The organism is Rhizobium sp. BK399, from assembly GCF_014194695.1.
GTDB lineage: Bacteria > Pseudomonadota > Alphaproteobacteria > Rhizobiales > Rhizobiaceae > Rhizobium.
Genome location: NZ_JACIAH010000004.1, coordinates 228,829 through 253,738 on the forward strand (window position 1 = coordinate 228,829; position 24,910 = coordinate 253,738).

Annotated in this window: 26 protein-coding genes; 12 read left to right on the forward strand and 14 right to left on the reverse strand. The window is 60.5% G+C overall.

Going from position 1 to position 24,910, the window contains the following annotated elements:
- Positions 1-48 precede the first annotated feature (48 nt).
- Together FHT97_RS11855 and FHT97_RS11860 are read right to left on the reverse strand one after the other, a co-directional pair.
- Positions 49-801 (reverse strand): hypothetical protein, encoded by a 753-nt coding sequence (locus tag FHT97_RS11855; protein ID WP_183862335.1) that lies wholly within the window; start codon positions 799-801, stop codon positions 49-51.
- Between the two features lie 150 nt (positions 802-951).
- Positions 952-3,255, reverse strand: coding sequence for an EAL domain-containing protein (locus FHT97_RS11860; RefSeq protein WP_183755848.1), 2,304 nt, complete (start codon positions 3,253-3,255; stop codon positions 952-954).
- Positions 3,256-3,585: 330 nt separating this feature from the next.
- Between FHT97_RS11860 and FHT97_RS11865 the strand changes: the two genes are divergently transcribed.
- Together FHT97_RS11865 and FHT97_RS11870 are read left to right on the forward strand one after the other, a co-directional pair.
- Positions 3,586-4,125: a TRAP transporter small permease subunit gene (locus FHT97_RS11865; RefSeq protein WP_016557036.1), complete on the forward strand. Its 540-nt coding sequence runs from the start codon at positions 3,586-3,588 to the stop codon at positions 4,123-4,125.
- Positions 4,126-4,146: 21 nt separating this feature from the next.
- Positions 4,147-5,685: a TRAP transporter large permease subunit gene (locus FHT97_RS11870; RefSeq protein ID WP_183862337.1), complete on the forward strand. Its 1,539-nt coding sequence runs from the start codon at positions 4,147-4,149 to the stop codon at positions 5,683-5,685.
- Between the two features lie 60 nt (positions 5,686-5,745).
- Here FHT97_RS11870 and FHT97_RS11875 read toward each other — a convergent pair whose 3' ends face one another.
- Positions 5,746-6,855, reverse strand: a complete 1,110-nt coding sequence (locus FHT97_RS11875) for a TRAP transporter substrate-binding protein (protein ID WP_114714413.1) — start codon at positions 6,853-6,855, stop codon at positions 5,746-5,748.
- Positions 6,856-7,149: 294 nt separating this feature from the next.
- Between FHT97_RS11875 and FHT97_RS11880 the strand changes: the two genes are divergently transcribed.
- Positions 7,150-7,926, forward strand: a complete 777-nt coding sequence (locus FHT97_RS11880) for a gamma-glutamyl-gamma-aminobutyrate hydrolase family protein (protein WP_183862339.1) — start codon at positions 7,150-7,152, stop codon at positions 7,924-7,926.
- A 21-nt stretch (positions 7,927-7,947) separates the two neighbouring features.
- Here the strand turns inward: FHT97_RS11880 and FHT97_RS11885 are convergent, their stop codons facing one another.
- Complete coding sequence (locus FHT97_RS11885) at positions 7,948-8,850, reverse strand: adenylate/guanylate cyclase domain-containing protein (protein WP_183862341.1); 903 nt, start codon at positions 8,848-8,850, stop codon at positions 7,948-7,950.
- Positions 8,851-9,093: 243 nt separating this feature from the next.
- Between FHT97_RS11885 and FHT97_RS11890 the strand changes: the two genes are divergently transcribed.
- The gene (locus tag FHT97_RS11890; RefSeq protein WP_016557031.1) at positions 9,094-9,465 is read left to right on the forward strand and encodes a hypothetical protein; all 372 of its coding nucleotides are present in this window, start codon (positions 9,094-9,096) and stop codon (positions 9,463-9,465) included.
- A gap of 48 nt (positions 9,466-9,513) precedes the next feature.
- On the opposite strand, the gene FHT97_RS11895 is transcribed toward FHT97_RS11890, so the two are convergent.
- From FHT97_RS11895 to FHT97_RS11905, 3 genes are all read right to left on the reverse strand, one after another.
- Positions 9,514-10,461, reverse strand: coding sequence for a 2-hydroxyacid dehydrogenase (locus FHT97_RS11895; protein WP_183862343.1), 948 nt, complete (start codon positions 10,459-10,461; stop codon positions 9,514-9,516).
- Positions 10,462-10,481: 20 nt separating this feature from the next.
- Entirely contained in the window at positions 10,482-11,504 is a 1,023-nt protein-coding gene (locus FHT97_RS11900; protein ID WP_016557029.1) for a LacI family DNA-binding transcriptional regulator, read from the reverse strand.
- A gap of 121 nt (positions 11,505-11,625) precedes the next feature.
- Positions 11,626-12,144, reverse strand: coding sequence for a MarR family transcriptional regulator (locus FHT97_RS11905; protein ID WP_183862345.1), 519 nt, complete (start codon positions 12,142-12,144; stop codon positions 11,626-11,628).
- Between the two features lie 166 nt (positions 12,145-12,310).
- Here FHT97_RS11905 and FHT97_RS11910 point away from each other — a divergent pair, with 166 nt between their 5' ends.
- The 4 genes from FHT97_RS11910 to FHT97_RS11925 all read left to right on the forward strand — a co-directional run bounded on the left by FHT97_RS11910 (position 12,311) and on the right by FHT97_RS11925 (position 15,841).
- On the forward strand, positions 12,311-13,102 hold the full coding sequence (locus tag FHT97_RS11910; RefSeq protein WP_183862347.1) for a creatininase family protein: 792 nt from the start codon (positions 12,311-12,313) through the stop codon (positions 13,100-13,102).
- A 125-nt stretch (positions 13,103-13,227) separates the two neighbouring features.
- The gene (locus FHT97_RS11915) at positions 13,228-14,349 is read left to right on the forward strand and encodes a GTP-binding protein (RefSeq protein ID WP_183862349.1); all 1,122 of its coding nucleotides are present in this window, start codon (positions 13,228-13,230) and stop codon (positions 14,347-14,349) included.
- Complete coding sequence (locus FHT97_RS11920) at positions 14,349-15,338, forward strand: WD40 repeat domain-containing protein (protein ID WP_183862351.1); 990 nt, start codon at positions 14,349-14,351, stop codon at positions 15,336-15,338. The genes FHT97_RS11915 and FHT97_RS11920 overlap by 1 nt, the downstream gene beginning before the upstream one ends.
- A gap of 5 nt (positions 15,339-15,343) precedes the next feature.
- Positions 15,344-15,841 (forward strand): GNAT family N-acetyltransferase, encoded by a 498-nt coding sequence (locus tag FHT97_RS11925; RefSeq protein ID WP_183862353.1) that lies wholly within the window; start codon positions 15,344-15,346, stop codon positions 15,839-15,841.
- A 21-nt stretch (positions 15,842-15,862) separates the two neighbouring features.
- On the opposite strand, the gene FHT97_RS11930 is transcribed toward FHT97_RS11925, so the two are convergent.
- A complete protein-coding gene (locus FHT97_RS11930; RefSeq protein WP_183862355.1) occupies positions 15,863-16,873 on the reverse strand; it encodes a serine hydrolase in 1,011 nt (336 codons plus the stop codon).
- 87 nt (positions 16,874-16,960) lie between these two features.
- Positions 16,961-17,191, reverse strand: coding sequence for a DUF6719 family protein (locus FHT97_RS31550; protein WP_348649619.1), 231 nt, complete (start codon positions 17,189-17,191; stop codon positions 16,961-16,963).
- 614 nt (positions 17,192-17,805) lie between these two features.
- Between FHT97_RS31550 and FHT97_RS31410 the strand changes: the two genes are divergently transcribed.
- Positions 17,806-17,940 (forward strand): hypothetical protein, encoded by a 135-nt coding sequence (locus tag FHT97_RS31410; protein WP_259128685.1) that lies wholly within the window; start codon positions 17,806-17,808, stop codon positions 17,938-17,940.
- A 135-nt stretch (positions 17,941-18,075) separates the two neighbouring features.
- Here FHT97_RS31410 and FHT97_RS11935 read toward each other — a convergent pair whose 3' ends face one another.
- Both FHT97_RS11935 and odc2 read right to left on the reverse strand, forming a co-directional pair.
- Positions 18,076-18,666, reverse strand: a complete 591-nt coding sequence (locus FHT97_RS11935; RefSeq protein ID WP_183862357.1) for an N-acetyltransferase — start codon at positions 18,664-18,666, stop codon at positions 18,076-18,078.
- A 139-nt stretch (positions 18,667-18,805) separates the two neighbouring features.
- Positions 18,806-19,939: an ornithine/lysine decarboxylase gene (gene odc2 / locus FHT97_RS11940; protein WP_065694722.1), complete on the reverse strand. Its 1,134-nt coding sequence runs from the start codon at positions 19,937-19,939 to the stop codon at positions 18,806-18,808.
- A gap of 568 nt (positions 19,940-20,507) precedes the next feature.
- Between odc2 and FHT97_RS11945 the strand changes: the two genes are divergently transcribed.
- From FHT97_RS11945 to FHT97_RS11955, 3 genes are all read left to right on the forward strand, one after another.
- The gene (locus tag FHT97_RS11945; protein WP_183755861.1) at positions 20,508-21,401 is read left to right on the forward strand and encodes a LysR family transcriptional regulator; all 894 of its coding nucleotides are present in this window, start codon (positions 20,508-20,510) and stop codon (positions 21,399-21,401) included.
- A gap of 87 nt (positions 21,402-21,488) precedes the next feature.
- Positions 21,489-22,130: a DUF1007 family protein gene (locus FHT97_RS11950; RefSeq protein ID WP_183862359.1), complete on the forward strand. Its 642-nt coding sequence runs from the start codon at positions 21,489-21,491 to the stop codon at positions 22,128-22,130.
- A gap of 53 nt (positions 22,131-22,183) precedes the next feature.
- On the forward strand, positions 22,184-23,203 hold the full coding sequence (locus FHT97_RS11955; RefSeq protein ID WP_246712616.1) for a nickel/cobalt transporter: 1,020 nt from the start codon (positions 22,184-22,186) through the stop codon (positions 23,201-23,203).
- Positions 23,204-23,219: 16 nt separating this feature from the next.
- Here the strand turns inward: FHT97_RS11955 and FHT97_RS11960 are convergent, their stop codons facing one another.
- From FHT97_RS11960 to FHT97_RS11970, 3 genes are all read right to left on the reverse strand, one after another.
- On the reverse strand, positions 23,220-23,435 hold the full coding sequence (locus FHT97_RS11960; RefSeq protein WP_183862363.1) for a hypothetical protein: 216 nt from the start codon (positions 23,433-23,435) through the stop codon (positions 23,220-23,222).
- The gene (locus FHT97_RS11965) at positions 23,432-24,124 is read right to left on the reverse strand and encodes a GNAT family protein (RefSeq protein ID WP_183755865.1); all 693 of its coding nucleotides are present in this window, start codon (positions 24,122-24,124) and stop codon (positions 23,432-23,434) included. The genes FHT97_RS11960 and FHT97_RS11965 overlap by 4 nt, the downstream gene beginning before the upstream one ends.
- Before the next feature lie 70 nt (positions 24,125-24,194).
- Complete coding sequence (locus FHT97_RS11970; protein ID WP_183755866.1) at positions 24,195-24,905, reverse strand: tellurite resistance TerB family protein; 711 nt, start codon at positions 24,903-24,905, stop codon at positions 24,195-24,197.
- Positions 24,906-24,910: the final 5 nt, after the last annotated feature.

Consider the following 24,910-nt stretch of genomic DNA (forward strand, 5'->3'; position numbering starts at 1 on the left):
GAATGCCGCAGGCGGGCGACATTCTCAGCCAAATTCAAGCGGATGGGATCACAGGGGAAGATCAGTCCCAAGATCGCCCTCAGCCATGAAACGCGCCGTCGGTATGATGGTCAGCGGCGGCAGCGTGTGATTGGGCGTACGCGAGAACATCATCCGCTGTTCGCTGGCGCTCGAAATGAAGAACGGATAGCGCGTCAGCAGCTTACGGCCGACCTCGATGACGTTGGTCGCCATCAGCGTCAGGTCGAAACCATAGGTCTCGGTCATCCGGCTTGCGACGACGGTGTCGGCGTAGAAGACGCGCTTGTAGAAGGCCGCGTGCGCCGGGCGCACATGCTGCATTACACGGTCCGCGCGAAAATGCGCGGCAGCGACGATGTTCGGACGCAGCGTCAGATAAGGGATCCACGGCATTTCGGTGCTGAGTTCGGGGTCGGCAGCAAAGCGCGCCGGATCGATCAGGCTCAGCCCCGCGTCCAGAAACGCATCCATTTCCGCCGGAAAGATACCGCCCGATTGTGAGACACGGTGGTCCGGCGTCACGTGATGGATGCGAATCGTGCTGACGAGCTGTTCATAATAGTACAGTCCGAAAACATACGCCTGGCTATCGAAATCGGCTTCGTCGATCATGCCTTTGGCGGCGACCGGAAGCACTTCACGGGCCTTGTAGGCCTTGTAGCGCAGGCGCTCCACCGCTTCCATGTCCTCGCCGCTTTCGACGCGACGGTATTCGACGTGGTCCATTATCTCAAGAAGTTTACTGCTGAAATCACTCGTCTTTAAAGGGCTGTCTGCCATAGTTACCCGGTCCGCCTGTTAACGAAGCATTAATCATATGGAACCGGGCGAAGGGCAAGAATGCTTCGAGGATTTGCGTTATATTTGAATTGTTAAGGTTAACGGCCCGCTCTTGAACCAGAGCGCGGTCGGCCGAAGCGGCCGCTCAGATCATGCAACTTTCGGGCGACGACGTGGGGCCGTGCGGCGACTGAGGCTTTGGGAGAGGATGGCGATGTTCTGCGCCGGAACAGCCGGCGAAAAAACGTAACCCTGCACCAGATCGGTGGCACGATATTTGTTGAGCAAGGCCAGTTGCTCGGTGGTCTCGACACCCTCGGTGACGATCTTGAGGCCGAGCTCGCGCGCCAGGTTGACGGTGCCGCGCAGCAACTTGAGGCGGCGCCCGTCCTCGACGATGTTGCGCAGGAACGAGCGGTCGATCTTGACGATGTCGAGCGGCAGCGTGTCGAGGTAGCTGAGGCTGGAGAAGCCGGTGCCGAAGTCGTCGATCGCAATCGTGATCCCGCGCGCCCTGAGTTCCGCGAGAATCGCGCGCACCGCGGCCGGCTCGTCGATCAGGCAGCTTTCGGTAATTTCGAGATGCAATCGCGCGGGCTCGAGACCCGACGCCTCGAGCGCTTCGGAAACGACGGCAAGAATATCCGCGTCGCGCAGGTCGCGCGCCGACAGGTTGACCGAAACGGCGATATGATCCGGCCAGCTCATGCAGTCGGCGCACGCCTTCATGAGGATGAAGCGCGTAATCTCGGAGATGATGCCCATCTCCTCTGCAAGACGAATGAAGACATCCGGAGGGATCGCACCCTTCTCCGGGTGGACCCAGCGCGCCAGCGCCTCGGCGCATTCGATGCGTGTTCCGTCAGCCCTGAACATTGGCTGGTAGGCAATGCTGAGGCCGTGCTTGCCGATCGCCTCGCGCAGATCCGCCTTGAGCTTCTGCTGCTCGATATAGCGGCCATCCATCTCGCGTTCGAAGCCGGCAATGCCGCCGCGCTGTTTTGACTTGCTCTCGAAGAGCGCGAGATCCGCCTTGATGCTCCACTCCTCCATCGCGAAGGCATCGCTCTCGAGAATCGCAAAGCCGGCGCTCAGCGAAACGAGGAACGTGACGTCATCGGCCTCGTAGTTGCCCTGGATGCTCTCATGGAACCGATGAATCTCGGCGTCGAGCGCAGCCATGTCCTTCGCATGCGGGAAGAACAGGATGAACTGGTCACCCATCAGGCGGCCGACGATCGCCTTGCCCGCCTGCTTGGCGATGCGGGCTGCGATGGCACAGAGCAGGCGGTCGCCCGTGATGTGGCCGCGCATGTCGTTGACATGCTTGAACTCGTCGATATCCAGAACCATGAAGCCGACGGGGCCGCGCTTCTTCGGATGCTTGCCTAGGTAGTCTTGCACGAGATGGCTGAAGTACTCGCGGTTCGGCAGGCCGGTCAGCGCATCGAAGCGAACCATGTGCAGGATCTTCTGCTCGGCCTTCACGCGGCTCGATACGTCTTCGAAAATCAACACGGCGCCGCCGTCGGCACGGCGGCTGGCGGAAAACTCCAGCGACAGATCCTCGGGAAAGTGGATCAGCGTGCGCGACAGCTTGCCTTCGGCGACGTGCGTCATCTGCCGCAGGATAAGCTCCGGCTGCGTGGAATCCATAAAGCTGTAGCGGGCGCCGTAGCGCAGCACCGCACCGAGGTCGCGCTCCTTCAAGCGATCCGGATCGCCGATCTTCAGGAGGTCGCAGGCCTTGCGGTTGATGACCTGAATGCGGTTTTCCGGATCGACCATCACCAGGCCGTGCGGCATGTTGTTGAGCGCCGTGTCGAAGCGATCGGCGATCATCGAGATCTGGCGGCGCGCAATGACGTTTTCATAGAGGAACTCGCGCACGCCATTCGCCATTGCTCGCGTCGTCAGGCCGAACGGAATGAGGAAGGCCGACAGGATCGCGCGATAGAAGTCGAGCGCCATCAGGCTGCAAATGATCATCGGCAGACAGCAGGCCAGCGTCTGCAGGTCGATCGCCTTTTGGGATCCGTAGTTTCGGCCGACGACGGAGACCATCGACGCCATGGTGACCGCAATGCAGGCCAGTTCGGCAAACGGATCCTGCAGGAAGAAGATCGCGTAACCGCTGCCGATGCCGAGGATCGCAGCAGTCGAGGCAGCGCCGATGACGTAGACCGTTTCCCAATGTTCGATCTGGTCGCGCGACAGCGTCAGCTTATCGACCTTGTCGAACATGCGGAAGGTGACCATGCGGCCGGCGAAAACCGCAAGAAAACCGAGCGAAAGAACGACGTAGAATGGAGAGCTGGTTTTCAGGGCAACAGCGAGGAAGGCAACCACATGCACGACGACACCCGCGACGAGTGTCATGCGATTCCCGAAGAGGGAACTGACAAACGACAGATAAACGTCGGTAGGGACCCTGTTCGGGTTATGTGGCTTCATCCATACTTTCCCTGTGCGGCGAAACCTTATCCCCAACCCTTTAAAAATTGATTTCGTGTAATCCATACATTTTGTCGAATTTTCCAAAACCCTGGCGTGATTTTTAGCGATTGCAAGGACTTATGCAGCCATGCGGGGAAGTTTTCGCCGTTTCCCGCCTAGCTTCAGGTTGTTTAGATGCTTCAGCACTAACGCCAAGCGGGTTGCGAAAGGCTTATACGACTATATTCCAACATACCCCCTTTGACCTTTCAATTTAAAAAACCGTGGTCTACACCGGTGGAAAGATAAAAGGCGCATAAAACCGCGCGACATAACAGGGGGAATGGCATGCCGGCTTTGCTGACCGTCAGCCGGCTGATCGATGCGGTCAGCCAATTCATGGGCAAATTGTCCGAATACATGGTGCTGCTTTGCTGTCTGATCAGCGCAGCCAACGCGCTGATCCGCTACTCTTTCAACTACAGCTCCAACGGCTGGCTCGAGATCCAATGGTATCTCTTCGCCTTCATCGTCGTGCTAGGCGCAGCCCATACGCTGCGCATGAACGAACACGTGCGCGTGGACCTTATCTACGGCTCCGTCTCCGACAAGGCCAAGATCTGGATCGACATCATCGGGCTCATTGTCTTCCTGATCCCCGCCTGCATCTTCCTGACCTGGCTCTGCTGGCCCTTCTTCCTGGCCTCTTACCTGCAGCATGAGATCTCTGCCAATGCCGGCGGCCTGATCCGCTGGCCGGTCAAGCTCGTTCTGTTCCTCGGCTTCGGGCTGCTGACCCTTCAGGGCATCTCGGAGTTGATCAAGCGGATCGCGGCCCTCACCGGCTACATGCAGATCGACACAACATACGAAAAGCCGCTGCAGTAAGCCGGACCGGGAGGAACACCATTGTTTGATTTCGGCATCATTCCGCCGGCCATGTTCGTGGGCATGGTCCTTTTCATGCTCTACGGCTTTCCGGTCGCCTTTTCGCTGGCTGCCGTCGGCCTGTTTTTCGGCATTATCGGCATCGCCACGGGACATTTCAGCGAAGCCTTCCTGCAGGCGCTGCCGCTGCGCTTTTTCGGCATCGTCTCCAACGATCTGCTGCTCGCCATCCCCTTCTTCACCTTCATGGGCGCCATCCTGGAACGCTGTGGCCTCGCCGAGGACCTGCTCGAGGGAACTGGCAAACTGTTCGGCCGCATTCCGGGCGGCTTGGCTTACGCAGTAATCCTGGTCGGCGCCGTGCTTGGCGCCATCACCGGCACGGTGGCCGCCTCCGTCATCACCATGGGCGTCATCTCACTGCCGATCATGCTGCGCTACGGCTACAGCCCAAGGCTCGCGACCGGCGTCATCGCCGCCTCCGGCACCATCACTCAAGTCATCCCGCCGTCGCTCGTGCTGGTCGTCCTTGCCGACCAGCTCGGCAAGTCGGTCGGCGACATGTATCTCGGCGCCATCGGTCCATCGATCCTGCAGGTCGCGATCTTCATGGGCTATATTCTGGTCCTTTCGATCCTGAAGCCGGCCTCCATGCCGCCGCTGCCGAAGGAAGTGCGCGGCGACTTCAACTGGTCCCTGCTCCTGAGGGTGCTCTCGGGCATGGTGCCGTCGATCGTTCTGATCTTCCTCGTTCTCGGCACAATCTTCATGGGCCTCGCGACGCCGACGGAAGCGGGCGCGCTCGGCGTCGTCGGCGCCATGGTGCTTGCCGCGATGCATCGCCGCCTCACCTGGCCGCTGATGCAGGAAGCGATGCGCTCGACCATGCACATCACTTCGATGGTGGTGATGATCCTGATCGGATCAACCGTCTTCAGCCTCGTTTTCCAGGGCATGGATGGCTCGCGCTGGATCGAGCACATGCTGTCGGGCATCCCAGGCGGCCCGGTCGGCTTCCTGATCTTCGTCAACATCTTCATCTTCGTGCTGGCCTTCTTCCTCGATTTCTTCGAGATCGCCTTCATCGTCATTCCGATGCTGGCGCCGGTGGCCTCCGCCCTCGGCATTGACCTGATCTGGTTCGGCGTGCTGATCTGCGTCAACATGCAGACGAGCTTCATGCACCCGCCCTTCGGCTTCGCGCTGTTCTATCTGCGCTCCATTGCCGATCGTAACGTCAAGACCTCAGACATCTACATGGGCGCGCTACCCTGGGTCTGCATGCAGCTAATCCTCGTCGCGATCGTGATCTTCTGGCCGCAGTCGGTGACCTACTGGCTGGACAAGGGGCCGAAGGTCGATCCGAATTCGATCAAGATCGAGGTGCCGGGCTTCGGCAACAACGGCCTGGGGCTGCCGCCGCTCGGCGCACCGGGCGGCTCGCCACAAATGCCTGGCCTGACCTTGCCGCCGATGAACGGCTTGCCCGGCCAACCGCCGGCACCGGCACCCGCACCGCCGCCGGCAACGGACCTAAGCCAGCCGCCGAAGATCAACTGACAACAAAAAAGCCCCGGATCGAAATCCGGGGCTTTTTCCTTGTCCGTACTGAGCTGCCTGTCAGATCTTGCCGGCGCGCTGCTGGATCATCATGAACGTGTCGAAGGTGTATTCCGACAGCTGTGCCCAGAGATAGGCATCGCGCTTGAACGCGGTCTGGTCCTCGTAGATCTTCTTGAAATACGGGTTCGATGCCGAGATCTCGGCGTAGATGCCGAGCGCAGCCTGGAAGCAGGCTTCCATGATTTCCTGACTGAAGGGACGCAGCGTGGCGCCTTCCGATACCAGCTGTTTCAGCGCCGGCGGGTTCTTCATGTCGTACTTTGCCATCATGTTGGTGTTGGCAAAGGCGCAGGCATCGGTGAGCGCCGCCTGGTAGTGCTTCGGCAGGCTGTTCCACTTTTCCAGATTGAAGAAGGCATGGACGGTCGGTCCACCTTCCCACCAGCCCGGATAGTAATAGTACTTCGCAACCTTGTGCAGGCCGAGCTTCAGGTCGTCATAGGGACCGACGAATTCGGAGGCATCGATCGTGCCCTTTTCGAGCGCCGGATAGATGTCGCCGCCGGCGATCTGCTGCGGAATGACTCCAACCTTGCTGATGACCTGGCCGGCCAGACCGGCGATACGCATCTTGACGCCCTTGAGGTCGTCGAGCGTATTGATCTCCTTGCGGAACCAGCCGCCCATCTGGGCGCCCGTGTTGCCGGCCGGCAGGCCGTAGATGCCCTGCGTGGCGAAGAACTCGTTCATCAGCTTGTTGCCGTTGCCTTCGTAGAACCAGGCATTGGTCAGGCGACCGTTGAGACCGAAGGGGATCGCCGTTCCGATCGCATAGGTTGGATCCTTGCCGACGAAGTAATACGAGCAGGTGTGGGCTGCCTCGACGGTGCCGGCGCTGACGGCGTCAGCGGCCTGCAGGCCCGGAATGATTTCACCAGCCGCGAACGGCTGAATGGTGAAATTGCCGTCAGTCGCCGCGGCAAGATGCTTGGAGATATCGTCGGCCGCGCCATAGATCGTATCGAGGCTCTTCGGGAACGACGACGTCATACGCCAGGAAATCTTGGGGTTCTCTTGTGCAATCGCAGGCGCTGCCAATGCACCTGCAGCAGCAACCGCACCGGCGCCGGCGGTTCCTGCCTTCTTCATGAATGAACGACGATCCATCAAAAACCTCCCGTATAGATGGTACTGCGAGGTGAACCCTCATCTTTGCCCGCAGCGATAGGGGAACTAAGCACGGTGGCGACCGTGTTTCAAGCACTCTCCCATTAGTCTTTGGCATCACGACGGCAATATAGCGGCGAGAAGCATTTCCATCAAAATCAGCGAGTTAGACAGGCCTTGGCGAAACCGGCGGCGGGCAACGCCGTAATTCCGCCCGCGATTGCGCCGAGACGTTGACTTCTAAGCCGTTCTCGGCTCTCACAATAGCAACCGCATCTTCTGACCGGGGTCAAAATGACGAAGCCGATCGTCGCCGTTCCTGCCGATATCCGCACCTTCGACGGTGCGACGTGGCATGCCGTCCAGCATCAATATGTGCGCGCGGCACTCAATGCCGCCGGCGTCATGGCCTTCATCATTCCGGCCTTCGAGGAAGGCTACGGAACGGACGCGATTCTGGACCGGGTCGACGGCCTCCTTGTCTCCGGTTCGGCCAGCAACGTCCACCCGTCTTACTACGGCGCAACCGCGACCGATGCCGACGGCCCCTTCGATATCGCGCGTGATGCCACCACCCTGCCGCTGATCCGCCGTGCCATCGACCGCGCCATTCCGCTGCTCGCAATCTGCCGCGGCATTCAGGAACTCAACGTCGCCTTGGGCGGCACGCTTGCCAGCGAAATCCAGGACCAGCCGGGCATATGGGATCACCGCACGCCAGCCGAGGTTGACCGTGACGGCAAGTACGCGATCCGCCAGAGCGTCTACGTCAAGGAAGGGTCCTGCATCGCGGGCATCGTCGGTCCGGGCGAAATCAGGGTGAATTCGTTGCATCGCCAGGCCATCGCTAAGACGGCCCCGCGCCTGCAGGCGGAGGCAGTGGCCGAAGACGGGACGATCGAAGCGGTCTCCGTGATCGATGCGCCGGCTTTTGCTGTCGGTGTTCAATGGCATCCGGAATACTGGGCCGAGACCGACAAGCCATCGAACCAGATCTTCACGGCCTTCGGCGACGCCGTCAGGGACTACGCGGCTAGCAAGCTACTGAGGGAAAGACACCTGCCTGCCTGACCGCCAGCCAATCGGTCGCTTCTAGCGGCGCATCGCCCATCGCAATCCTACAGTCACGGCCAGGCCCAGAAGCGGCCATATGGCCCAGAATACGCCGTGCCATGACAACAGATTGATCATGACGATCCCGATGCCGACAACCGCGATTCCGGCTATACGCCGGTCAAAACGGTTCTGGCTGCGGACCCACCCCATGGCGACCACAAAGGCAAGGGCAAGAAGCGGCCACGCTGCCCAGAACACGCCCTGCCACGACAGCAGGTTGATTAGCAACAGAGCGATGGCGACAACCGCGAACACGCCGGCCATCTTCCGCACCCTGGGGTCAGACAGGCGGACCGGCTCGGACGCTGCGACAGCCGGCGACGGACCGGCCGCCGGAGCTGGTCCGGCAGATGGTTCTACTCCGATCCGAACGGCATAGCTTGGCACCGCCTCACTGACGTTCTTTACCGTCAGCGCTCCTAGAAAATCGAAGCCGACGGCGACCTTGTTTCGAACCTGATCATAGACGGTATTGGAAATCACGATGCCGCCGGCCGGTGCGGAAGCCTGAAGCCTGGCGGCGATATTGACGCCGTCGCCGTAGATATCGTCGCCCTCGGCGAGGACATCGCCGAGATTAATGCCGATCCTGTAGAGCATCCGCCCGTCCGCCGGCCGAGCTGCGTTCATGCCGACGAGTTCGTTTTGGACGTCGATTGCGGCGCGTACGGCCTCCACGACGCTCGGGAATTCGGCAATCAGCCCGTCGCCCCAGGTATTGATCACCCGGCCGCCATGCGCGTCGATCAGTCGCGACATCGCATCGCGCGACCACTTCAGCATGGCAAGCGTGCCCTCTTCGTCGGCACCCATCAGTCGCGTGTAATCCTGGACATCCGCAGAGAAGATGGTCGTCAGCTTGCGCCGCATTTCGTTCATGATGTCTCGCCTTTACCCAATCAACGCAAGGCCGTCCGAGAAGCGAAATGAATATGCGCGATTGTGATTGATGTAAATTGACGCGACCGAACGTTGCCGAAAAACCTCTCGTGCACGCCCCGCTGACCGCGACATTCTGCCGCAGGCCCATGATCGCGGAACAGCTGTCCCGATGGAGCGTTTCTATCAGTTAGATTGGGTACTACCGGCATTCCGCCGGCGGGCCCGAGTGGGAGGAAAATCATGAAAACGCTGTTGCTCTCAATGGCCGTGCTGGCCACGAGTGCCCTCTCGGCATTTGCCGCCGAACCGGCCAAGATGGTCGATACGAAGATGGGCAAGATCCTGGCAACCGAAAAGGGCATGACCCTCTATACCTTCGACAAGGATGCCAAGGACAAGTCAAACTGCGACAAGGCCTGCCTGAAGAAATGGCCAGCCTTCCATGCCGCGGCCAAGGCCAAGGCGGAAGGCGACTGGACGTTGGTCAAGGCAGCGGACGGCAAGGAAATGTGGGCCTATGAAGGCAAGCCGCTCTACATGTTTGTCGACGACAAGATGGAAGGCGACATGAAGGGCGATGGCATGGGTGGCGTCTGGCATGTTGCCAAATAGCTGAGTCGCCTATCCCGGCGGGCGCGCCTTCGCGCGCCCGCTGGCGAGCTACGCCTTCACCGGAGTCTCTGGTACGGGTGTCAGCGGCTTGCCCTTCCCGAACCACTCGACGAGGTTGTCGACAACCAGATCCGCCATGGCATTCCGTGTCGGCACCGAGCCCGACGCGAGGTGCGGCAGAAGCACCGCGTTCGGCAGATCGAGCAGGTGAGTAGGGACGTTCGGCTCGTCGTAGAAAACATCGAGCCCGGCGGCACCGATGGTTCCGGACTTCAGCGCCTGAGCAAGTGCATCCTCGTCGACTGTCCAGCCGCGCCCTACGTTGATGAAGACGCCGTCAGGACCAAGTGCGGACAGGACTTCCGCATTTATGGTCTTATGGGTCTGTGGTGTCTTCGGGACGATGGAGATCAGCGTATCGACGGCCTCGGCGAGATCCTTCAGCGACGGATAGTAGCCGTACGGCGCATCGGGATGACGCGTGCGCGTGTGATAGCTGATCTTGACCTTGAACGGCTCCAGGCGCTTGGCGATTTCCTGGCCGATCCGCCCAAGGCCGTAGATTCCGACATGCCGCCCCTTGAGGGAGAAACGCGACAGCGGATAGTTCTGCCCTGGCAGCCAGTTGCCGGCACGCAGCCAGTTTTCCGCACGCGGAAACTCGCGGATCGTGTTGAGTAAGAGCCCGATCGCCGTATCGGCGACCTCGTCGTTCAGCACGTCGGGCGTATTGGTGACGATGATGCCCTTGGTCGCAGCATATTTGGCGTCGACGCCATCATAACCGACGCCGAAGCTGGAGATCAGTTCCACGTTCGGAAGACTGTCGATTGCAGGCGCATCGAACGTGCCGGAGACGGCAACACCGCGAATCTTTCCGACCGCCTCCGCGCCAAGCGTCGAGGGATTGCCCTCGATAACATCGAAGCTCTCCTTCAGGCGGGTCAGGACGCGCCCGTGTATCTTCCCTGGAACGAGAACAGCGATGCGGGACATGGCATTTCCTTTTGGCTTACCTAAGGGCGCGGGCGATGAGGACTAGTCGACTGGCGGATGCGCATCTCCGGCTTGATGAGATGGAGCCCGTCAGGCTCGTGGCTGCCGGCCAGACGATCGAGAAGCGCGCGAGCCGCAAGGCGTCCGACTTCGGCCTGGCCATTCCATACCGTCGTCAGCGCCGGCATCGAGATCGACGCTTCCTCGAGGTCATCGTAGCCGGTGACCGAGATATCCTTGCCCGGGACGAGACCGGCGCGGGCAATGCCGTTCATCAGTCCGATCGCGACGAGGTCATTCCAGCAGACGGCGGCCGTCGGCTTCTGCGGCAGCGACAGGAAGTGCACCGCCGCTTCGAAGCCGCCCTGCATCGAGCGCGGGCCGGGGATGCGCAAGCCAGGGTCGACATCTATGCCGGCCTTGCGCAGCGCGTTGACGTAACCCTGGTAACGATCACGCCCCGTCGAGGTCTGGTCGGTGCCGCCGATCATCGCGATCGAGCTGTGGCCAAGGCCGATCAGATGATTGGTGGCGAGCGAAATGCCGTAGCTGTCGTCGCCGCGGTACGTCGGAAGGTCCAAGCCGTCCAGCGAACGGGCAACCAGGATCGCCGGCATGCCATTGTCTTCGGCAAGCTGCATGTCCTCCTGCGGCGTGCCGATCGCCGGCGACATGATGACGCCATCGCCACCGAGCTGCAGCAATGTCTCGATGAAGGTGCGCTGCTTTTCGACCGAGTCGTAATGATTGGACAGGATGAAAGTATGGCGGCTGCGATCGAGCTCGCTTTCGATCGCCTTCAGGATTTCACCGTAGAACGGATTCATGATGTCGTGCACAACGACACCGATGATGCCTGAGCGAGACGTGCGCAGGCTGGCGGCGCGGCGGTTGTATATATAGCCGAGCGCCCGCGCCTGTTCCTTGATTTTGTCTCGGGTGGCGCCAGCCACCAGCGGGCTGTCACGTAAGGCAAGAGATACGGTTGCTGTTGAAATGCCGAGCGTTTCGGCGATCGTCGAAAGCTTGATCTTTTGTGCCACGTGTCCTCCCCAGGCAACGCGCGGATTTCTATGCGCTCAGCCGATGGAGCGGCCGAGCCTTATTAAAATGTTTAATTAAAAGATTAAACGCAGCGAGGCAATTCGTAATTTCACAAATTTGTCAGATTTCCTCAGGCTCGTCGAACGGGATCGCGGCCGACTGCAGATTGGCATCGATGGCCTTCAAGAGACGGACCAGATTGCGGATTTCCTTCTCTGAAAACTCCTGGGTCGCCATGTGGTCGCAGGCCGACGCTGCCGTTTCGATTGCCTGCACGCTGCCGCGACCAAGCTGGGTGAGGTAGACCTTCGTCAGGCGGGCATCTTCCGCGTCCGGCTTGCGCTCGAGGAAGCCTTGCGCCTCCATGCGTCCGATCGTGCGCGTCATGGTCGGCGCCTTGACGCCGAGTTTGTGGGCCAGTCCGCCGGCCGTCATCCCGTCGCTCTCAGCCAGGGAAAGGATCACGCCGTCCTGGCCGGCATAAAGGCCGCTTTCGAGGAGATTGCGCGATAGGACAGTTCGCATCGACCGCGCCGCCTGTGTCAAAGCCGGCGAAAGATCAACGACGGTATATTCGGTCTGGTCCTTCTTCTTGGACTTCTGCTTCTTTCCGTCCTTGTGCTTCTTCCCCATCGCCATCCCTTTGACTTTGCTGCGTTGCGCACCCCTTACGTGTGGGGAGCAGGAACATTCATGATCACCTCCCCCAAATCGATTTCGATTTAAGGGGTTATGCGCTAAGCATTGAGAACGCTGCACAATGACATTGCGCATCATTTCGTCATAAACAAGAGGTCTTAGCCGGATGACGGAGCCTTCTCGCGACTTCGCGGATAACGATACGAACCTGACGCCCGCGGACCGCCGTCAATGGATCGCCGTTCTGCCGCTTGGCGCGCATGAACAGCATGGTCCGCATCTGCCTTTCGATACCGACACCCTGATCGCGAGGGGCATCGTTGCCCGGCTCAAAGCCGCACTTCCCGCCGCCTTGCCGGCGACGTTTCTGCCCACGGAAGAGGTCGGCTACTCGGTCGAGCATATGGACGTGAAGGGCACACAAACGCTGACATATGGCGAGGCCGTCGAGCGCTGGCTGGGCATTGCCCAAAGGCTCGCGGGGACGGGCATCCGCAAGCTGGTGATGCTGAACGCCCATGGCGGAAACTCACCGCTGATGACGATCGTCGCGACCGAAGCCCGAGTCCGGTTCAACATGCTGGCCGTCGCCACCAGCTGGACGCGCTTCGGCGTTCCCGCCGGTGTCATCTCGCCCGAGGAGAAGACGATCGACATCCACGGCGGCGACATCGAGACCTCTGTGATGCTGGCGCTTCACCCCGAAAAGGTGGACATGGAGAAGGCTGCGGATTTCCCCTCCCGCCAGTCCGATTTTGCCGCCCGCTTCAAGCATCTGCGCGCCTACGGCCCGCACGCCTTCGGGTGGAAGATGTCGGATCTCAGCGCATCGGGTGTGGCGGGCAACGCATCGCGGGCGACGGCGGAAAAGGGCGAGGCGCTGATTGCGCATTCGGTAAAAGGGCTGGTCGAACTGCTGCAGGATGTCGACGCATTCGACCCGGCAGAGCTTCATTGAGGCCGCCGCCGCTGCGACGTGATCTTATAACATACGAATCCCTTTGAACTGCCGCGCGCAACTCCTTATATGTGACCGACGAATTTTCAGCCCCGCCCCCGGGCGTGCCATCTCTCGAGGTTCTTATGACCGACGCGATCCCCACCCAGCAGAAGCCAATCCCCGTTACCGTTCTCACCGGCTACCTCGGCGCCGGCAAGACGACCTTGCTCAACCGCATCCTGTCGGAGAACCACGGCAAGAAATATGCGGTCATCGTCAACGAGTTCGGCGAGATCGGCATCGACAACGACCTCATCGTCGAATCCGACGAAGAAATCTACGAAATGAACAACGGCTGTGTCTGTTGCACCGTGCGCGGCGACCTGATCCGCGTCGTCGAAGGCCTGATGCGCCGCCCCGGCCGTTTCGACGGCATCATCGTTGAAACCACGGGCCTTGCCGATCCGGTGCCGGTCGCGCAGACCTTCTTCATGGATGACGACGTTCGCGCCAAGACGGAACTTGATGCCGTCGTCGCCCTTGTCGACGCCAAGCACCTGCCGCTACGCCTGAAGGACAGCCGTGAAGCCGAAGACCAGATCGCCTTCGCCGACGTCGTGCTGATCAACAAGACCGACCTCGTGACGCCGGAAGAACTCGCGCAGATCGAGGATGTCGTCCACGCCATCAACCCATCGGCCCGTGTTTACAAGACCAGCCGCTCGGGCGTCGATCTCGCGCGCGTTCTCGATCAGGGCGCCTTCAACCTGGAGCGCGCGCTGGAAAACGATCCGCACTTCCTCGATCATGACCACGACGATCACGTCTGCGGCCCGGATTGCGATCACGACCACCACCATCATCACCATGCGCATGATCACGATCACGATCATGACCATCATCACGACGATCACGACCATGATCATGACCACCATCACCATGGCGCCGTGTCGCCGATCCACGATGTAACGGTGCAGTCGGTGTCGCTGCGCGGCGGCGAAATGAACCCCGAACGCTTCTTCCCCTGGGTTCAGAAGATCACCCAGACGCAGGGCCCGAACATCCTGCGCCTCAAGGGCATCATCGCCTTCAAGGACGACCCGGAGCGCTATGTCATTCAGGGCGTCCACATGATCGTTGAAGGCGATCATCAGCGTCCGTGGAAGGATGGCGAGAAGCACGAAACCCGCCTCGTCTTCATCGGCCGCGAACTCGACCGCGAAAAGCTCGAGGCTTCCTTCAAGGCGTGTGAGGCGGCAGCCTGATGCCGACAGTTGCCCCGTTTGATCTCGACGGCCATATCCTGGCCGTCGAATTTTTAGGTGACACTCCCTTCTTCGCCAATGCTGCTGGCACCTTTCACCGCCTCGACGGCGGCGAGAAGGTGACCGAAGCCCATCAGGGCATGCTGAGCTGCATCCGCGATCCCGATAGCGAAAGCCTGATTTCCGGCGGCGAAGACGGCAAGGTGCTGCGCATCACGGCCGACGCCAACGTCACAGAACTCGCCAATGCGCCGCGCAAGTGGATTTCCCAGCTTGCCGCCGGCCCGCAGGGCTCCGTCGCCTACTCCTACGGCAAGAGCGCCTTCGTCCGCCTCGCCGATGGTACGACCAAGGAATTTACCGAAGAACGCACCGTCGAAGGCCTCGCCTTTGCGCCGAAGGGCATGCGCATTGCCACGGCGCGCTATAACGGCGTATCGCTGCATTGGGTCGGCACCGCTGCCAAGCCCGTCGACCTCGAATGGAAGGGTGCTCATACCGGCGTCACCTTCTCGCCTGACGGCAACTTCCTCGTCACCACGATGCAGGAAAACGCGCTGCACGGCTGGAAGCTCGACAGCAAGGCCGGCGCCGAGGCCCGCCACATGCGCATGACCGGCTACCCCTCCAAGGTGAAGTCGCTCTCCTGGTCGGCGAAGGGCAAGTGGCTTGCCTCCTCGGGTGCACCGGCCGCCATCGTCTGGCCCTTCCAGGGCAAGGACGGCCCGATGGGCAAGGCACCGCTCGAGCTCGGCACCCGCGCCAACATCATGGCGACGTCGGTCAAGTTCCATCCCGTGGAGGACATCCTCGCAATCGGCTTCATCGACGGCATGATCCTCGCAGTGCGTCTCAACGACAGCAAGGAAGCGCTGCTGCGGCGCCCCGGCAAGGGCGCCATCACCTCGATGAGCTGGAGCAAGAACGGCAAGCTGCTGGCCTTCGCCTCCGAAGCCGGCGATTGCGGCGTCGTCGACATCGCGGCCTAGCCGCCATGCGCCGCGGGATGCAGCAGCCCGACGTTGTCCGGCTTGAGGCCAAACATATGCGAGACGCCGCAATGCTGCGTCGTCTCGCGCTTTCGGAGCGGCTCCCCTGGTTGTCGGATGTTCATACCCCGGAAGAAGACGAGGTTTACTGGCGCACGCAGCTTTTCCCCAACCGCACGATACTCGGCGCCATCTCGGATCAACGGCTCGTCGGAGTTATCGCGTATGGCGAAAATGAAATCGAGCAGCTCTATGTCCTCCCCGAGTTCCAGGCCAGGGGTATAGGCAGCATGTTGCTTCACCGCGCTCAGGAAGAGATGGACGAAATAGAGCTCTGGACGTTCCAGAAGAACACCAATGCGCGACGGTTCTACGAGCGCAACGGTTTTGTCGCCGTAAAAGAGACGGACGGCGCTGGCAACGAGGAGCGGGAGCCTGATGTTCTGTATCACTGGCGCCGCCCGCCGTCATTGAGTGACCAACTGAAGTCTTCGGACACTTAGCCCGCATCCGGCTTTCGCTGATCAGCTTTGGCGGCTGGCAATGATAATCTCGGCCAATACACCATGCAGGGCATCGCGATAGCCGGTGCGCGCGGATGGGCCGGTTTCCTCCGATGTCATAACAACGGTCATCCCGATCGAGGGGACGATATAAAGCATCTGGCCGCCATAGCCCCAAGCGAAATGGACCTCTTCCCCGCCGATCCGGCGTGAGAACCAGCCATAGCCGTAGTCGTCACCAGAGAAGCGCGAATTGGTACGATGCTGCCAGGACTGGGCGATCCAGTCCGCCGGAACGACCTGCGTCCCGTTCGCCGTCCTGCCGCCATTGCGGTAGAGTTCCCCGAAGGCCAGCAGCGAGCGCGCTGTCATCGCCATCTGGTTGCCGCCGAGATAGATGCCTTGCGGGTCCCGCTCCCAGGCACCTATGCGAAAACCGTCGACGGGTGCAAGCCATTCGCGGGCGAGCGCCAGCGTCGACTTCCCGCTGACCTTCGTGAGGATAGCCGAGAGAAGGTGCGTGGAGGCTGTCGAGTAAAGCATCTGACCGCCGGGCTCGTCGTCGAAAGGCTGCGCAAGCGCGAACCGCACCCAATTCTGCGAGGCAACCCAGCGGCCGTAGTTGGGACCGGAGAGCCGCCCAAGCCCCGCCTGCATGGAAAGCAGGTTGCCAATCGTGATCTGGTTGAGACGCGGATCGGGATCGGCAGGCAGGTCGCCCTTCAAGATGGGAGCGATCCGCTGATCGGGGGCCTCAAGGAGCTTCTTCTCGATCGCAATGCCGACGAGGCTCGAAATGATCGATTTCGACGCGGACTTGATGTTGACGGACTCGGTCGTTGTGTGCCCGCGATATCCTTGCTCTGCCACGATCCGACCGTCTCTGGCGACGATCACGGCTTTCAGTGGCTTGAGATCCGTGCGGGACGACAAATTCTCCAGGAGAGCTGCCGTCCGGCCGTTTTCCTGCTGCGCGAAGGCAGCAAACGGCGACAGCAGGACAACGATGAGAAGAGCGAGGCGTTTAATCATTCCGCTGAGCTAGCGTAGCCACACTCCAAAATCATCGCCAGCGCGATGCGCCTCACGCGGACGTGAAGGTTTATGATCGGTGGGCGTTCACTGATGCACGCAAGTGCGGCTGATCGACGACCGTTTCGGCGCCTTTCTGTACTTGGCGATCATGCCGCTCGGACATTTCTTGTCGTCATAAAGCACCGCTTGGCCCGGCTCCAGCGACTCCAAGGTTGGCTTCGATGTGACCGTCCGGATCGCGGCGCTTGCCGGCGCGGAGCTGGCCGCGGCGAGGAGCAAAGAAGTGAACATCAGAACCAAGATTGAACGTCCCATTTGCACACCCTCAAGTTCAACATTGCTAATTTACTATCTTACCGAAAGAAGGCCGGCACAACGAAGCCGAAAGGCGTAAGCCGGCATTCGCGTAGGCGGCCCAAGACGCCGCGCGGAGCAGTGCTTCGCGACGGCTTTGCCGGATCGGAGATGGGCGGGGAGTGCAAATGTCAGGCTGTATCGCCTGCCCGATCGCGTCAGGCTTTCGGCGCCTCGAGATCGGCAGGAGCGTCTCCCGACCCCAATTCCCCCGATGGATCTTCCACCCTGACGGCTTCAGACCCAGCCTTGGCAACCGTCATCGGGCGCCGAAATATGAACGGAAAGCGGACCGGTTCATGAACCCGGCTCCCTGCCCGATGACGAGGAGATCATAGAGCGACCCGGCGTCAGCGAGGAAAACTTCTGCCCAAACTTTCATCTACATGCTTGAATTTATTGCACATTAATGAGAACAAACCGGGAATTCCATCCCCTTCGGGGTGAAACTCAGGTGTTGCTAAAATATCATTAATTTTTGCTCTCACAGTTTTTTGTTCATCTGGCGTTCAGAAAACTCTTGGGAAAGCCGCCTTTTGAGCCCACATTGAACTCCTGAGAATAGGAGTGCATGAATGATTCTAAGGGCCACTGCCGCAGCGACTGTATTCGCGGTTTATGCTTTCACGATGTTCTTCATCGCCGCTATACCTGAAAATGTCGTTCAGACTGCCGGAACTCAAATCATCGACGCAAGCGTCGTGAAATGATTGAAGCCTGAGGGGGCAAGCAGTCGTAAAAGTTTAGGCTACGCGTTCGCCGGCTCTTCCGGCGTCTCTAAACTCGATTTCCAAAAAGCAGGAAACGAAAAAGCCCCTCCCCATCAGGGGGAGAGGCTCTGCCGATCACGCCGCCCTGCGGACCGGGGCGCTTGTCAGCATCCGTCCCGAGGGGACGATCATGCCGGCCGCGCCGTCAAGCCAGCCTTCGATGAGTTGCAGCGCCAGGAAGCGCGAACGTTCGAAAGGGCCCGGCATGACGAGGTGTTGAGCCTTCTCGGCAAAGAAGCCGAAACGCTCGTAGTAAGGGGCATCGCCGACGAGCAGGATGGCGCCGTGCCCACGGTTCTTCGCTTCCAGAATGGCGGCGCGCATCAGTGCCGAACCGACGCCCTTGCCCTCGAAGGTGGAATCGACGGCCAGCGGCCCAAGCAACAGCGCATTGATCGGCGTCGCATCGGCATTAACGCCGGCCTCGATGTTCCATAGACGGACAGTGCCGATGACATGGTTGTCGCGATCACGCGCGACAAGTGCCAGGCCTTCGGCCGGCAGGCGGCCGCGGCGAATCTTCTCCGACGACTTCTTGCGGCGGTTCGGGCCCATGGCGCGATCGAGCAGGTTTTCGCGCGCGACGACATCGCCGGGGTTTTCGGCGTCGATGGTGAAGACAGAAGGCGCAAAATATGCGCGGACAGAATCAAGAACAGCGGCCATCGTGGCCTCCCGAACTCAAAACCGTTTCAAACGGTATCGTCAGATCATTGTGAGGGTGCCGCCCCGGCTGGCTACGGGGCGAGCGTGGTCTTTACTGGCACATAAGCCTTTCTCGGATCTGCGATCCGAGGGTCATGTGCTAGATAATGTAGGCCTTCAGCGGCTCGAAGCCGTTGAACGCGACCGCCGAATAGGTGGTCGTGTAGGCGCCGGTGCCTTCGATCAGGATCTCGTCGCCGATCGAAAGGGTGAGCGGCAGCGGGTAGAGATTCTTCTCATAAAGCACGTCGGCAGAGTCGCAGGTCGGGCCGGCGATGACGCAGGGCTCCATCTCGTCGCCGTCGCGCTCAGTGCGGATCGGGTAACGAATGGCTTCGTCCATCGTTTCGGCCAGACCGCCGAACTTGCCGATGTCGAGGAACACCCAGCGAGCGGCGTCGTTGTCGGACTTCTTCGAGATCAGCACGACTTCCGTCTTGATGACGCCGGCGTTGCCGACCATGCCGCGGCCCGGTTCGATGATCGTCTTCGGCAGGTTGTTGCCGAAGTGGTCACGAAGGCTCTGGTAGATCGCACGACCGTAAGCTTCCGCCGACGGAACGTCGCGCAGGTACTTGGTCGGGAAGCCGCCGCCCATGTTGACCATCTGCAGGTGAATGCCCTGCTTGGCCAGCTGAACGAAGACGCGCTTGGCATCGGCAAGAGCCGAATCCCAGGCATCGACCTTGGTCATCTGCGAACCGACATGGAACGACACACCGTAGGACTCGAGGCCGAGCTGATGAGCGTAGACGAGCACGTCGACGGCCATCTGCGGCACGCAGCCGAACTTGCGCGACAACGGCCATTCGGCGCCTTCGCCATCCGTCAGGACGCGGCAGAACACGCGGGCGCCGGGAGCGGCACGCGAGATCTTCTCGACTTCCTCGTGGCTGTCGACCGCAAAAAGGCTGACGCCGAGCGCATGCGCGCGGGCAACGTCGCGTTCCTTCTTGATGGTGTTGCCGTAGGAGATGCGGGCAGCGGTCGCACCGGCGTTCAGCGCCATTTCGATTTCGGCGACAGACGCGCAATCGAAGTTGGAGCCCATGTCGGCGAGCAGCTTCAGGACTTCCGGAGCCGGGTTTGCCTTGACGGCGTAGTAGATGGCGCTGTCCGGCATCGCATGACGGAAAGCGGAGAAATTGTCGCGCACGACGTCGAGGTCGACCACGAGGCAGGGACCGTCGGGACGTCGGGTTGCGAGAAAGTCGCGGATGCGCTGAGTGGTCATATCAATCCCTTTTCCAATTCCAGAGCTCCGGAAAAACCGGAGGACAAAGGGCAACCAATCACTCGCCTAGGAACCAGCCGGTGGAGACCCCGGAACCTTAGCAAGCGCTTGGACTGCGCAGATGATGAATCAACGCCGCGAAAGCGACATGGATCCGGCTTTGTCTGCCATGGATTGGAGGGGGTTCCCTACCGCACTTCCGGCAATGAAGGTGTGCCTCTTCAGTAACCCCCGCTGATGGAAAGCAGGGAGAGAACAAAAAGGCCCGCACCGTCGTTGCTTCAGGCGTCCTCGCATTTTCCGGTTGGCCGGAATAGCGACTGGAGGGGTTAATTCCAGGTACCTTACCGATTTCCTCACCAATTCGAGGGTTCGGCGGACACCCATGGGCACGTGCGACTTTGGGCTGACCCCGAAATAGGAATATTCGCAGTCATAATCAAGCGGTTTTTTCGGATCTCCCGGCAGAAAATATTTGAACAATACACCGCAATTTGTTCAACGTGGCGAAACGGCCCGCAACTGGCTGATTTGAATGGCGGTTCGGCGCTTTTTTTGGGAGACCACCATGGACACGCTCACTCGCATCCGCGCCTTCATCGATGTCGTTGAAGCGGAAGGCTTTTCGGCCGCGGCGCGGCGCACTGGCCGTTCCAAGGCGCTGCTCTCCAAATACGTTCGCGAACTTGAAGACGAACTCGGCGCCCTGCTGCTCAATCGCACGACCCGCCAGTTCTCCATGACGGAAGCCGGCCACACTTACTATCGCACCGCTTCCGACATCCTGAAGGAGATCGACAACCTCGCCGATCTCGTGCGCGAGAACAACGCGCAGCTGAAGGGCCGGCTGAAGGTCTCCGTGCCTCGCACCTTCGTCGACGCCGATGTCGGCCAATCGCTGATCGATTTCGCCAGGGAAAATCCCGATCTCGCGCTGGAGATTGCCGCCGACGACCGATTCGTCGATCTCATTGAGGAAGGCTTCGACGTCGCCATCCGCGTGACCAAGCTCGAGGATTCCGGCATGATCGCCCGCAAGATCTCGGATTTCCGGGTCCATCTCTGCGCGACAACCGATTTCGTGGAACGTCATCCCGAACTCGCCCACCCCTCGGACCTCTCGAACGTCCCCTTCATCATCGACACGAACTCGCGCAGCCAGGGTAGCATTCGCTTCTACAATCCCGACAACACCTCCTTTGCTGTTGCCGTCACCGGCCCGATGGAAGTCAACAGCCCGCATGCGACGCTACGCGCGGCGCTGGCGGGTATCGGCGTTGCGTTGATTCCCGATTTCATCGCCCGCAAACCGATCGAGAATGGCGAACTGGTCACGCTCTTCAATGATTACATTCCGACCGATCGCGGCATTTATGCTGTCTATCCGCACCGGCGGTATCTGCCGGCCAAGGTGCGCATCTTCGTCGACTATCTTCACAATTGGTTCAAGAAGCACCCCTGAGCTTTGCTGTCCGGGGCCGGTCCCAATTCCGTCCCATTTTCTGGCGAGGATTCAGGGCGCAACGCGATCCCGCAATTAAGAGCACGCATGAAGAAATCGACACTCCTGATGGCGTCGCTCCTGTCGCTTCTGCCAGCCGCCGCCTTTGCGCACCCGCATGTGTTCGTTGAGGCAAGGCTCGAAATAGTCGCTGACGACGATGGCAATGTCGCGGAGCTGCGCAACGTCTGGCGTTTCGACGAGGTCTTCTCGTCCTCCGTCGTCATGGATTTCGACAAGAATACCGACCTGAAACTCGATCCGAACGAGCTGGCCGAGGTCGGCAAGACGGTGCGGGGCTCCTTAGTCGACTACGACTACTACATGAACCTCACGATGGACGGTAAGAACATCAAGGTCGAGAAGCCCGACTTGATCCATGTGGACTACAAACAGGGCCAGCTCCTGATGTTCTTCGCCGTCAAGCCGGCGGAGAAGATGCCGCTCAAGGGACAGCTGACCTTCGGCGTCTATGATCCGACGCTCTACACCTCGATCGACTTTCCGAGCGACAACGAACTGGTCCTCGTCGGCGATGGCTTCAAAAGCTGCAAGCACCAGGTCGTCCGCCCTGATGCTGACCAGGTGATCGCCGAAAACAAGCAATCCTTGACCGACGCCTTCTTCAACGACCCGACGGGAACGAACATGTCGAAGCTCTTCGCGACGCGGCTGGATCTGACATGCTGAGGCACGGGCTTCGCCCGGTTGCGCTCTGCGCCGCATTGGTGCTCGTCGCGGGCATGGCCGTTGCCCATGCACAGTCGCCGCTCGGCATCGGCACGTCGGAACCGAGCTTCCAGCCGACAGGCGGCCCGCTCGCTCCCCTCCTCCTCTACATTAATGCGCAGCAGCAGGCCTTCTATCGTGCACTCACGGGCGCGCTGCGCGCCATGCGTGAGGATTCCTGGCATCTCTGGACACTGATCGGCCTCTCGTTTGCTTATGGCGTCTTCCATGCCGCTGGCCCGGGACACGGCAAGGCGGTCATTTCCTCCTACATGATCGCCAACGAAATCGAGCTGAAACGCGGCGTGTCGATCTCCTTCGTCTCCGCCTTCCTGCAGGGACTGGTCGCCATCGCCCTGGTCGGCGGCGCATGGTTGGTGCTTCGTGGCACTGGAATAACCCTGACCGCAGCAACGCAGGCGATGGAAATCGCCAGCTTCCTCATGGTCATCCTCTTCGGCTGCTGGCTGCTGTTTCGCAAACTGCGGGTGCTTACCGCCGGCATGCCGAACCGCGAGGCCATGGCAACCTCTTCCGGTCCCGTCAGCATGATGCTGGACTGGAAGGATAATGAAGCGCAGACGCAAGGCTCGAGCTACGCCTTCGGTGAAGCCGACGCTCTTAGGGCCGGCCACAAATTCATCGCGGGAATGGCCTGCGAGACCTGCGGGCAATCGCACATGCCCGATCCATCGCTGCTCGGGGCAGAGAAGTTCAATATCCGTGAAGCCTGGTCAGCCATCATTGCCGTAGGCCTGCGCCCCTGCTCGGGCGCGCTTCTGGTGATGACCTTCTCGCTTCTGAATGGGCTCTATCTCGGCGGCGTACTGTCAGTGATCGCCATGTCGCTCGGCACTGCGATAACGGTCGCGATCCTGGCAACGCTTGCCGTCATCGCCAAGGGCACGGCGATGCGGCTTGCCGGCCGCGGCTCGGCGGCTTCGGTATGGATTGGGAATTCGATCGAAATTCTGGGCGCCCTGCTGGTGATTGCCATGGGCGCGCTGCTGCTCGGCGCCTCGCTACAAGGCTAGTCGAACGGCTGCAGCGCTACTTGCCGCGCCGGCGCTGATAGCGTGCTCTCAGCCAGAACACGACGAAGAAGGCCAGGATCAGGCAGGCGCCGACACCGGCAGCAAGATACGGCGAGTAGCTGCCGAGTGCGAGCACGATGGTCGGCATGAAATAGAGGACGATGCCGGCGGCCACGAGAATAAGGGCCGCCGCAATTGCCTGCGAACGGCCTTCCGATTTCGGAGCCGTCATACGGCTGTTTCCTTGCTGATCTCAGCACGAATGTCCTCCAGCCGGCTCCTCTGCTTGCCATCCGCGTCAAAATTGTTGGGAGACAGCCATGCCTCGAACGCCGCGTTCAGGGCGGGCCATTCGGAATCAATCATCGAAAACCACGCCGTGTCGCGGTTGCGGCCCTTGGAAATCATGTGCTGGCGGAACACGCCTTCGAAGGTGAAGCCATAGCGGGCTGCCGTTGTCTTGCTCGCCTCGTTCAGATTATCGCATTTCCACTCGTAGCGCCGGTAGCCAAGCTCCTCGAAGATATGCTTGGCCATCAGATAGTGGACTTCCGTGGAGAGCGGCGAGCGCTTCATATCAGCGCCGTGCGCAACACCGCCCACTTCGATCACGCCGTTGGCTGGATCGGCCCGCATGTAGTTTGCCATGCCGACGATCTTGCCGGAGGCATTGTCGCGGAAGATATGCGTCAGCCAACCCGATTTGGCGACCGACTGCAGCCAGTTGGAGAAATCTTCCATACCGGTAAAATCGGGCTGCGCGAAATAGCGCAGCAGGGGATTGATAGCCATGCCGCCGAGCCCATCCCACAACGCTTGCAGATGTTGTTCGCGAACATAGGGCTCAACCGTGACGAAACGGCCCTTGAGGGTTACCGGCTGCGGTGCCGGGCAACCCTTGAAATTCGATAGATCGCGCATGCGCTCCTCCAGATAAGGACACATGGCTTAGGCCAGCCGCCCGGGAAAGGCAACTGGCCGATTGGTACCCTTACAAACTGATCTTGGCGGATGACACCGTTGCCTCGATGTGATCGACAAGCGCATCGGGAAGGCCGAGACGGCCGGCCAGCAGGTCGAGATAGCCACGCTCGGCGCGCGAATCCGGTTCAATGGTCAAGCGCGATGCGGTATACAGTTCCACCCGCTGCTCCTCGGTCGCCGCGGCGGCAACCAGCGCATCGATGTCGGTCGGCTGCGACAGCTCCCGTTCGATGAAGGCCGCGGCTTCGCCACTGACATCGGCAGCCTTGATCTTGTCGAGAATGAGCGCCCGTTCACCATCGTCGATATGACCGTCGGCCTTTGCCGCGGCGATCATCGCGCGGATGAGAACGAGGACGAACTCGTTGCTTTGAGCCGGTGAAGCCGCCCCGAACCCGGAGTCAGCAGGCGGCGGCAGCACGGCCGTCTTCGGCGGCGGCGCATCGGATGGCGTTGCGGGCGCCTGCCCTGCCTGGTAATTTCTGTAGGCCTGATAGCCGAGGCCGGCGATGGCGGCCAAACCACCGATCGTCAGTGCATTGCCAGCGATACTGCGACCAGTCTTGGTTCCGAGGAGCACGGTCGCAAGCGCGCCTGCCTTCCACGGATTATCCTTGGCCATCTGGATCGCGTCGCCGGCCCGGTCCTTGACGGAACCGCCGACCCCTGGCACCTGCGAACCCAAGAACTGCTCAAGAAGCTTTTTCGCGTCGAACATTCCTC

Excerpts from the sequence above, each read along its gene's own strand:
- FHT97_RS11855 (WP_183862335.1), bottom strand. The coding sequence starts at position 801 with ATGGCAGACAGCCCTTTAAAGACGAGTGATTTCAGCAGTAAACTTCTT.
- FHT97_RS11860 (WP_183755848.1), bottom strand. The coding sequence starts at position 3,255 with ATGAAGCCACATAACCCGAACAGGGTCCCTACCGACGTTTATCTGTCG.
- FHT97_RS11865 (WP_016557036.1), top strand. The coding sequence starts at position 3,586 with ATGCCGGCTTTGCTGACCGTCAGCCGGCTGATCGATGCGGTCAGCCAA.
- FHT97_RS11875 (WP_114714413.1), bottom strand. The coding sequence starts at position 6,855 with ATGGATCGTCGTTCATTCATGAAGAAGGCAGGAACCGCCGGCGCCGGT.
- FHT97_RS11880 (WP_183862339.1), top strand. The coding sequence starts at position 7,150 with ATGACGAAGCCGATCGTCGCCGTTCCTGCCGATATCCGCACCTTCGAC.
- FHT97_RS11885 (WP_183862341.1), bottom strand. The coding sequence starts at position 8,850 with ATGAACGAAATGCGGCGCAAGCTGACGACCATCTTCTCTGCGGATGTC.
- FHT97_RS11890 (WP_016557031.1), top strand. The coding sequence starts at position 9,094 with ATGAAAACGCTGTTGCTCTCAATGGCCGTGCTGGCCACGAGTGCCCTC.
- FHT97_RS11895 (WP_183862343.1), bottom strand. The coding sequence starts at position 10,461 with ATGTCCCGCATCGCTGTTCTCGTTCCAGGGAAGATACACGGGCGCGTC.
- FHT97_RS11905 (WP_183862345.1), bottom strand. The coding sequence starts at position 12,144 with ATGGCGATGGGGAAGAAGCACAAGGACGGAAAGAAGCAGAAGTCCAAG.
- FHT97_RS11910 (WP_183862347.1), top strand. The coding sequence starts at position 12,311 with ATGACGGAGCCTTCTCGCGACTTCGCGGATAACGATACGAACCTGACG.
- FHT97_RS11915 (WP_183862349.1), top strand. The coding sequence starts at position 13,228 with ATGACCGACGCGATCCCCACCCAGCAGAAGCCAATCCCCGTTACCGTT.
- FHT97_RS11920 (WP_183862351.1), top strand. The coding sequence starts at position 14,349 with ATGCCGACAGTTGCCCCGTTTGATCTCGACGGCCATATCCTGGCCGTC.
- FHT97_RS11925 (WP_183862353.1), top strand. The coding sequence starts at position 15,344 with ATGCGCCGCGGGATGCAGCAGCCCGACGTTGTCCGGCTTGAGGCCAAA.
- FHT97_RS11930 (WP_183862355.1), bottom strand. The coding sequence starts at position 16,873 with ATGATTAAACGCCTCGCTCTTCTCATCGTTGTCCTGCTGTCGCCGTTT.
- FHT97_RS31550 (WP_348649619.1), bottom strand. The coding sequence starts at position 17,191 with ATGGGACGTTCAATCTTGGTTCTGATGTTCACTTCTTTGCTCCTCGCC.
- FHT97_RS31410 (WP_259128685.1), top strand. The coding sequence starts at position 17,806 with ATGATTCTAAGGGCCACTGCCGCAGCGACTGTATTCGCGGTTTATGCT.
- FHT97_RS11935 (WP_183862357.1), bottom strand. The coding sequence starts at position 18,666 with ATGGCCGCTGTTCTTGATTCTGTCCGCGCATATTTTGCGCCTTCTGTC.
- odc2 (WP_065694722.1), bottom strand. The coding sequence starts at position 19,939 with ATGACCACTCAGCGCATCCGCGACTTTCTCGCAACCCGACGTCCCGAC.
- FHT97_RS11945 (WP_183755861.1), top strand. The coding sequence starts at position 20,508 with ATGGACACGCTCACTCGCATCCGCGCCTTCATCGATGTCGTTGAAGCG.
- FHT97_RS11950 (WP_183862359.1), top strand. The coding sequence starts at position 21,489 with ATGAAGAAATCGACACTCCTGATGGCGTCGCTCCTGTCGCTTCTGCCA.
- FHT97_RS11955 (WP_246712616.1), top strand. The coding sequence starts at position 22,184 with ATGGCCGTTGCCCATGCACAGTCGCCGCTCGGCATCGGCACGTCGGAA.
- FHT97_RS11960 (WP_183862363.1), bottom strand. The coding sequence starts at position 23,435 with ATGACGGCTCCGAAATCGGAAGGCCGTTCGCAGGCAATTGCGGCGGCC.
- FHT97_RS11965 (WP_183755865.1), bottom strand. The coding sequence starts at position 24,124 with ATGCGCGATCTATCGAATTTCAAGGGTTGCCCGGCACCGCAGCCGGTA.
- FHT97_RS11970 (WP_183755866.1), bottom strand. The coding sequence starts at position 24,905 with ATGTTCGACGCGAAAAAGCTTCTTGAGCAGTTCTTGGGTTCGCAGGTG.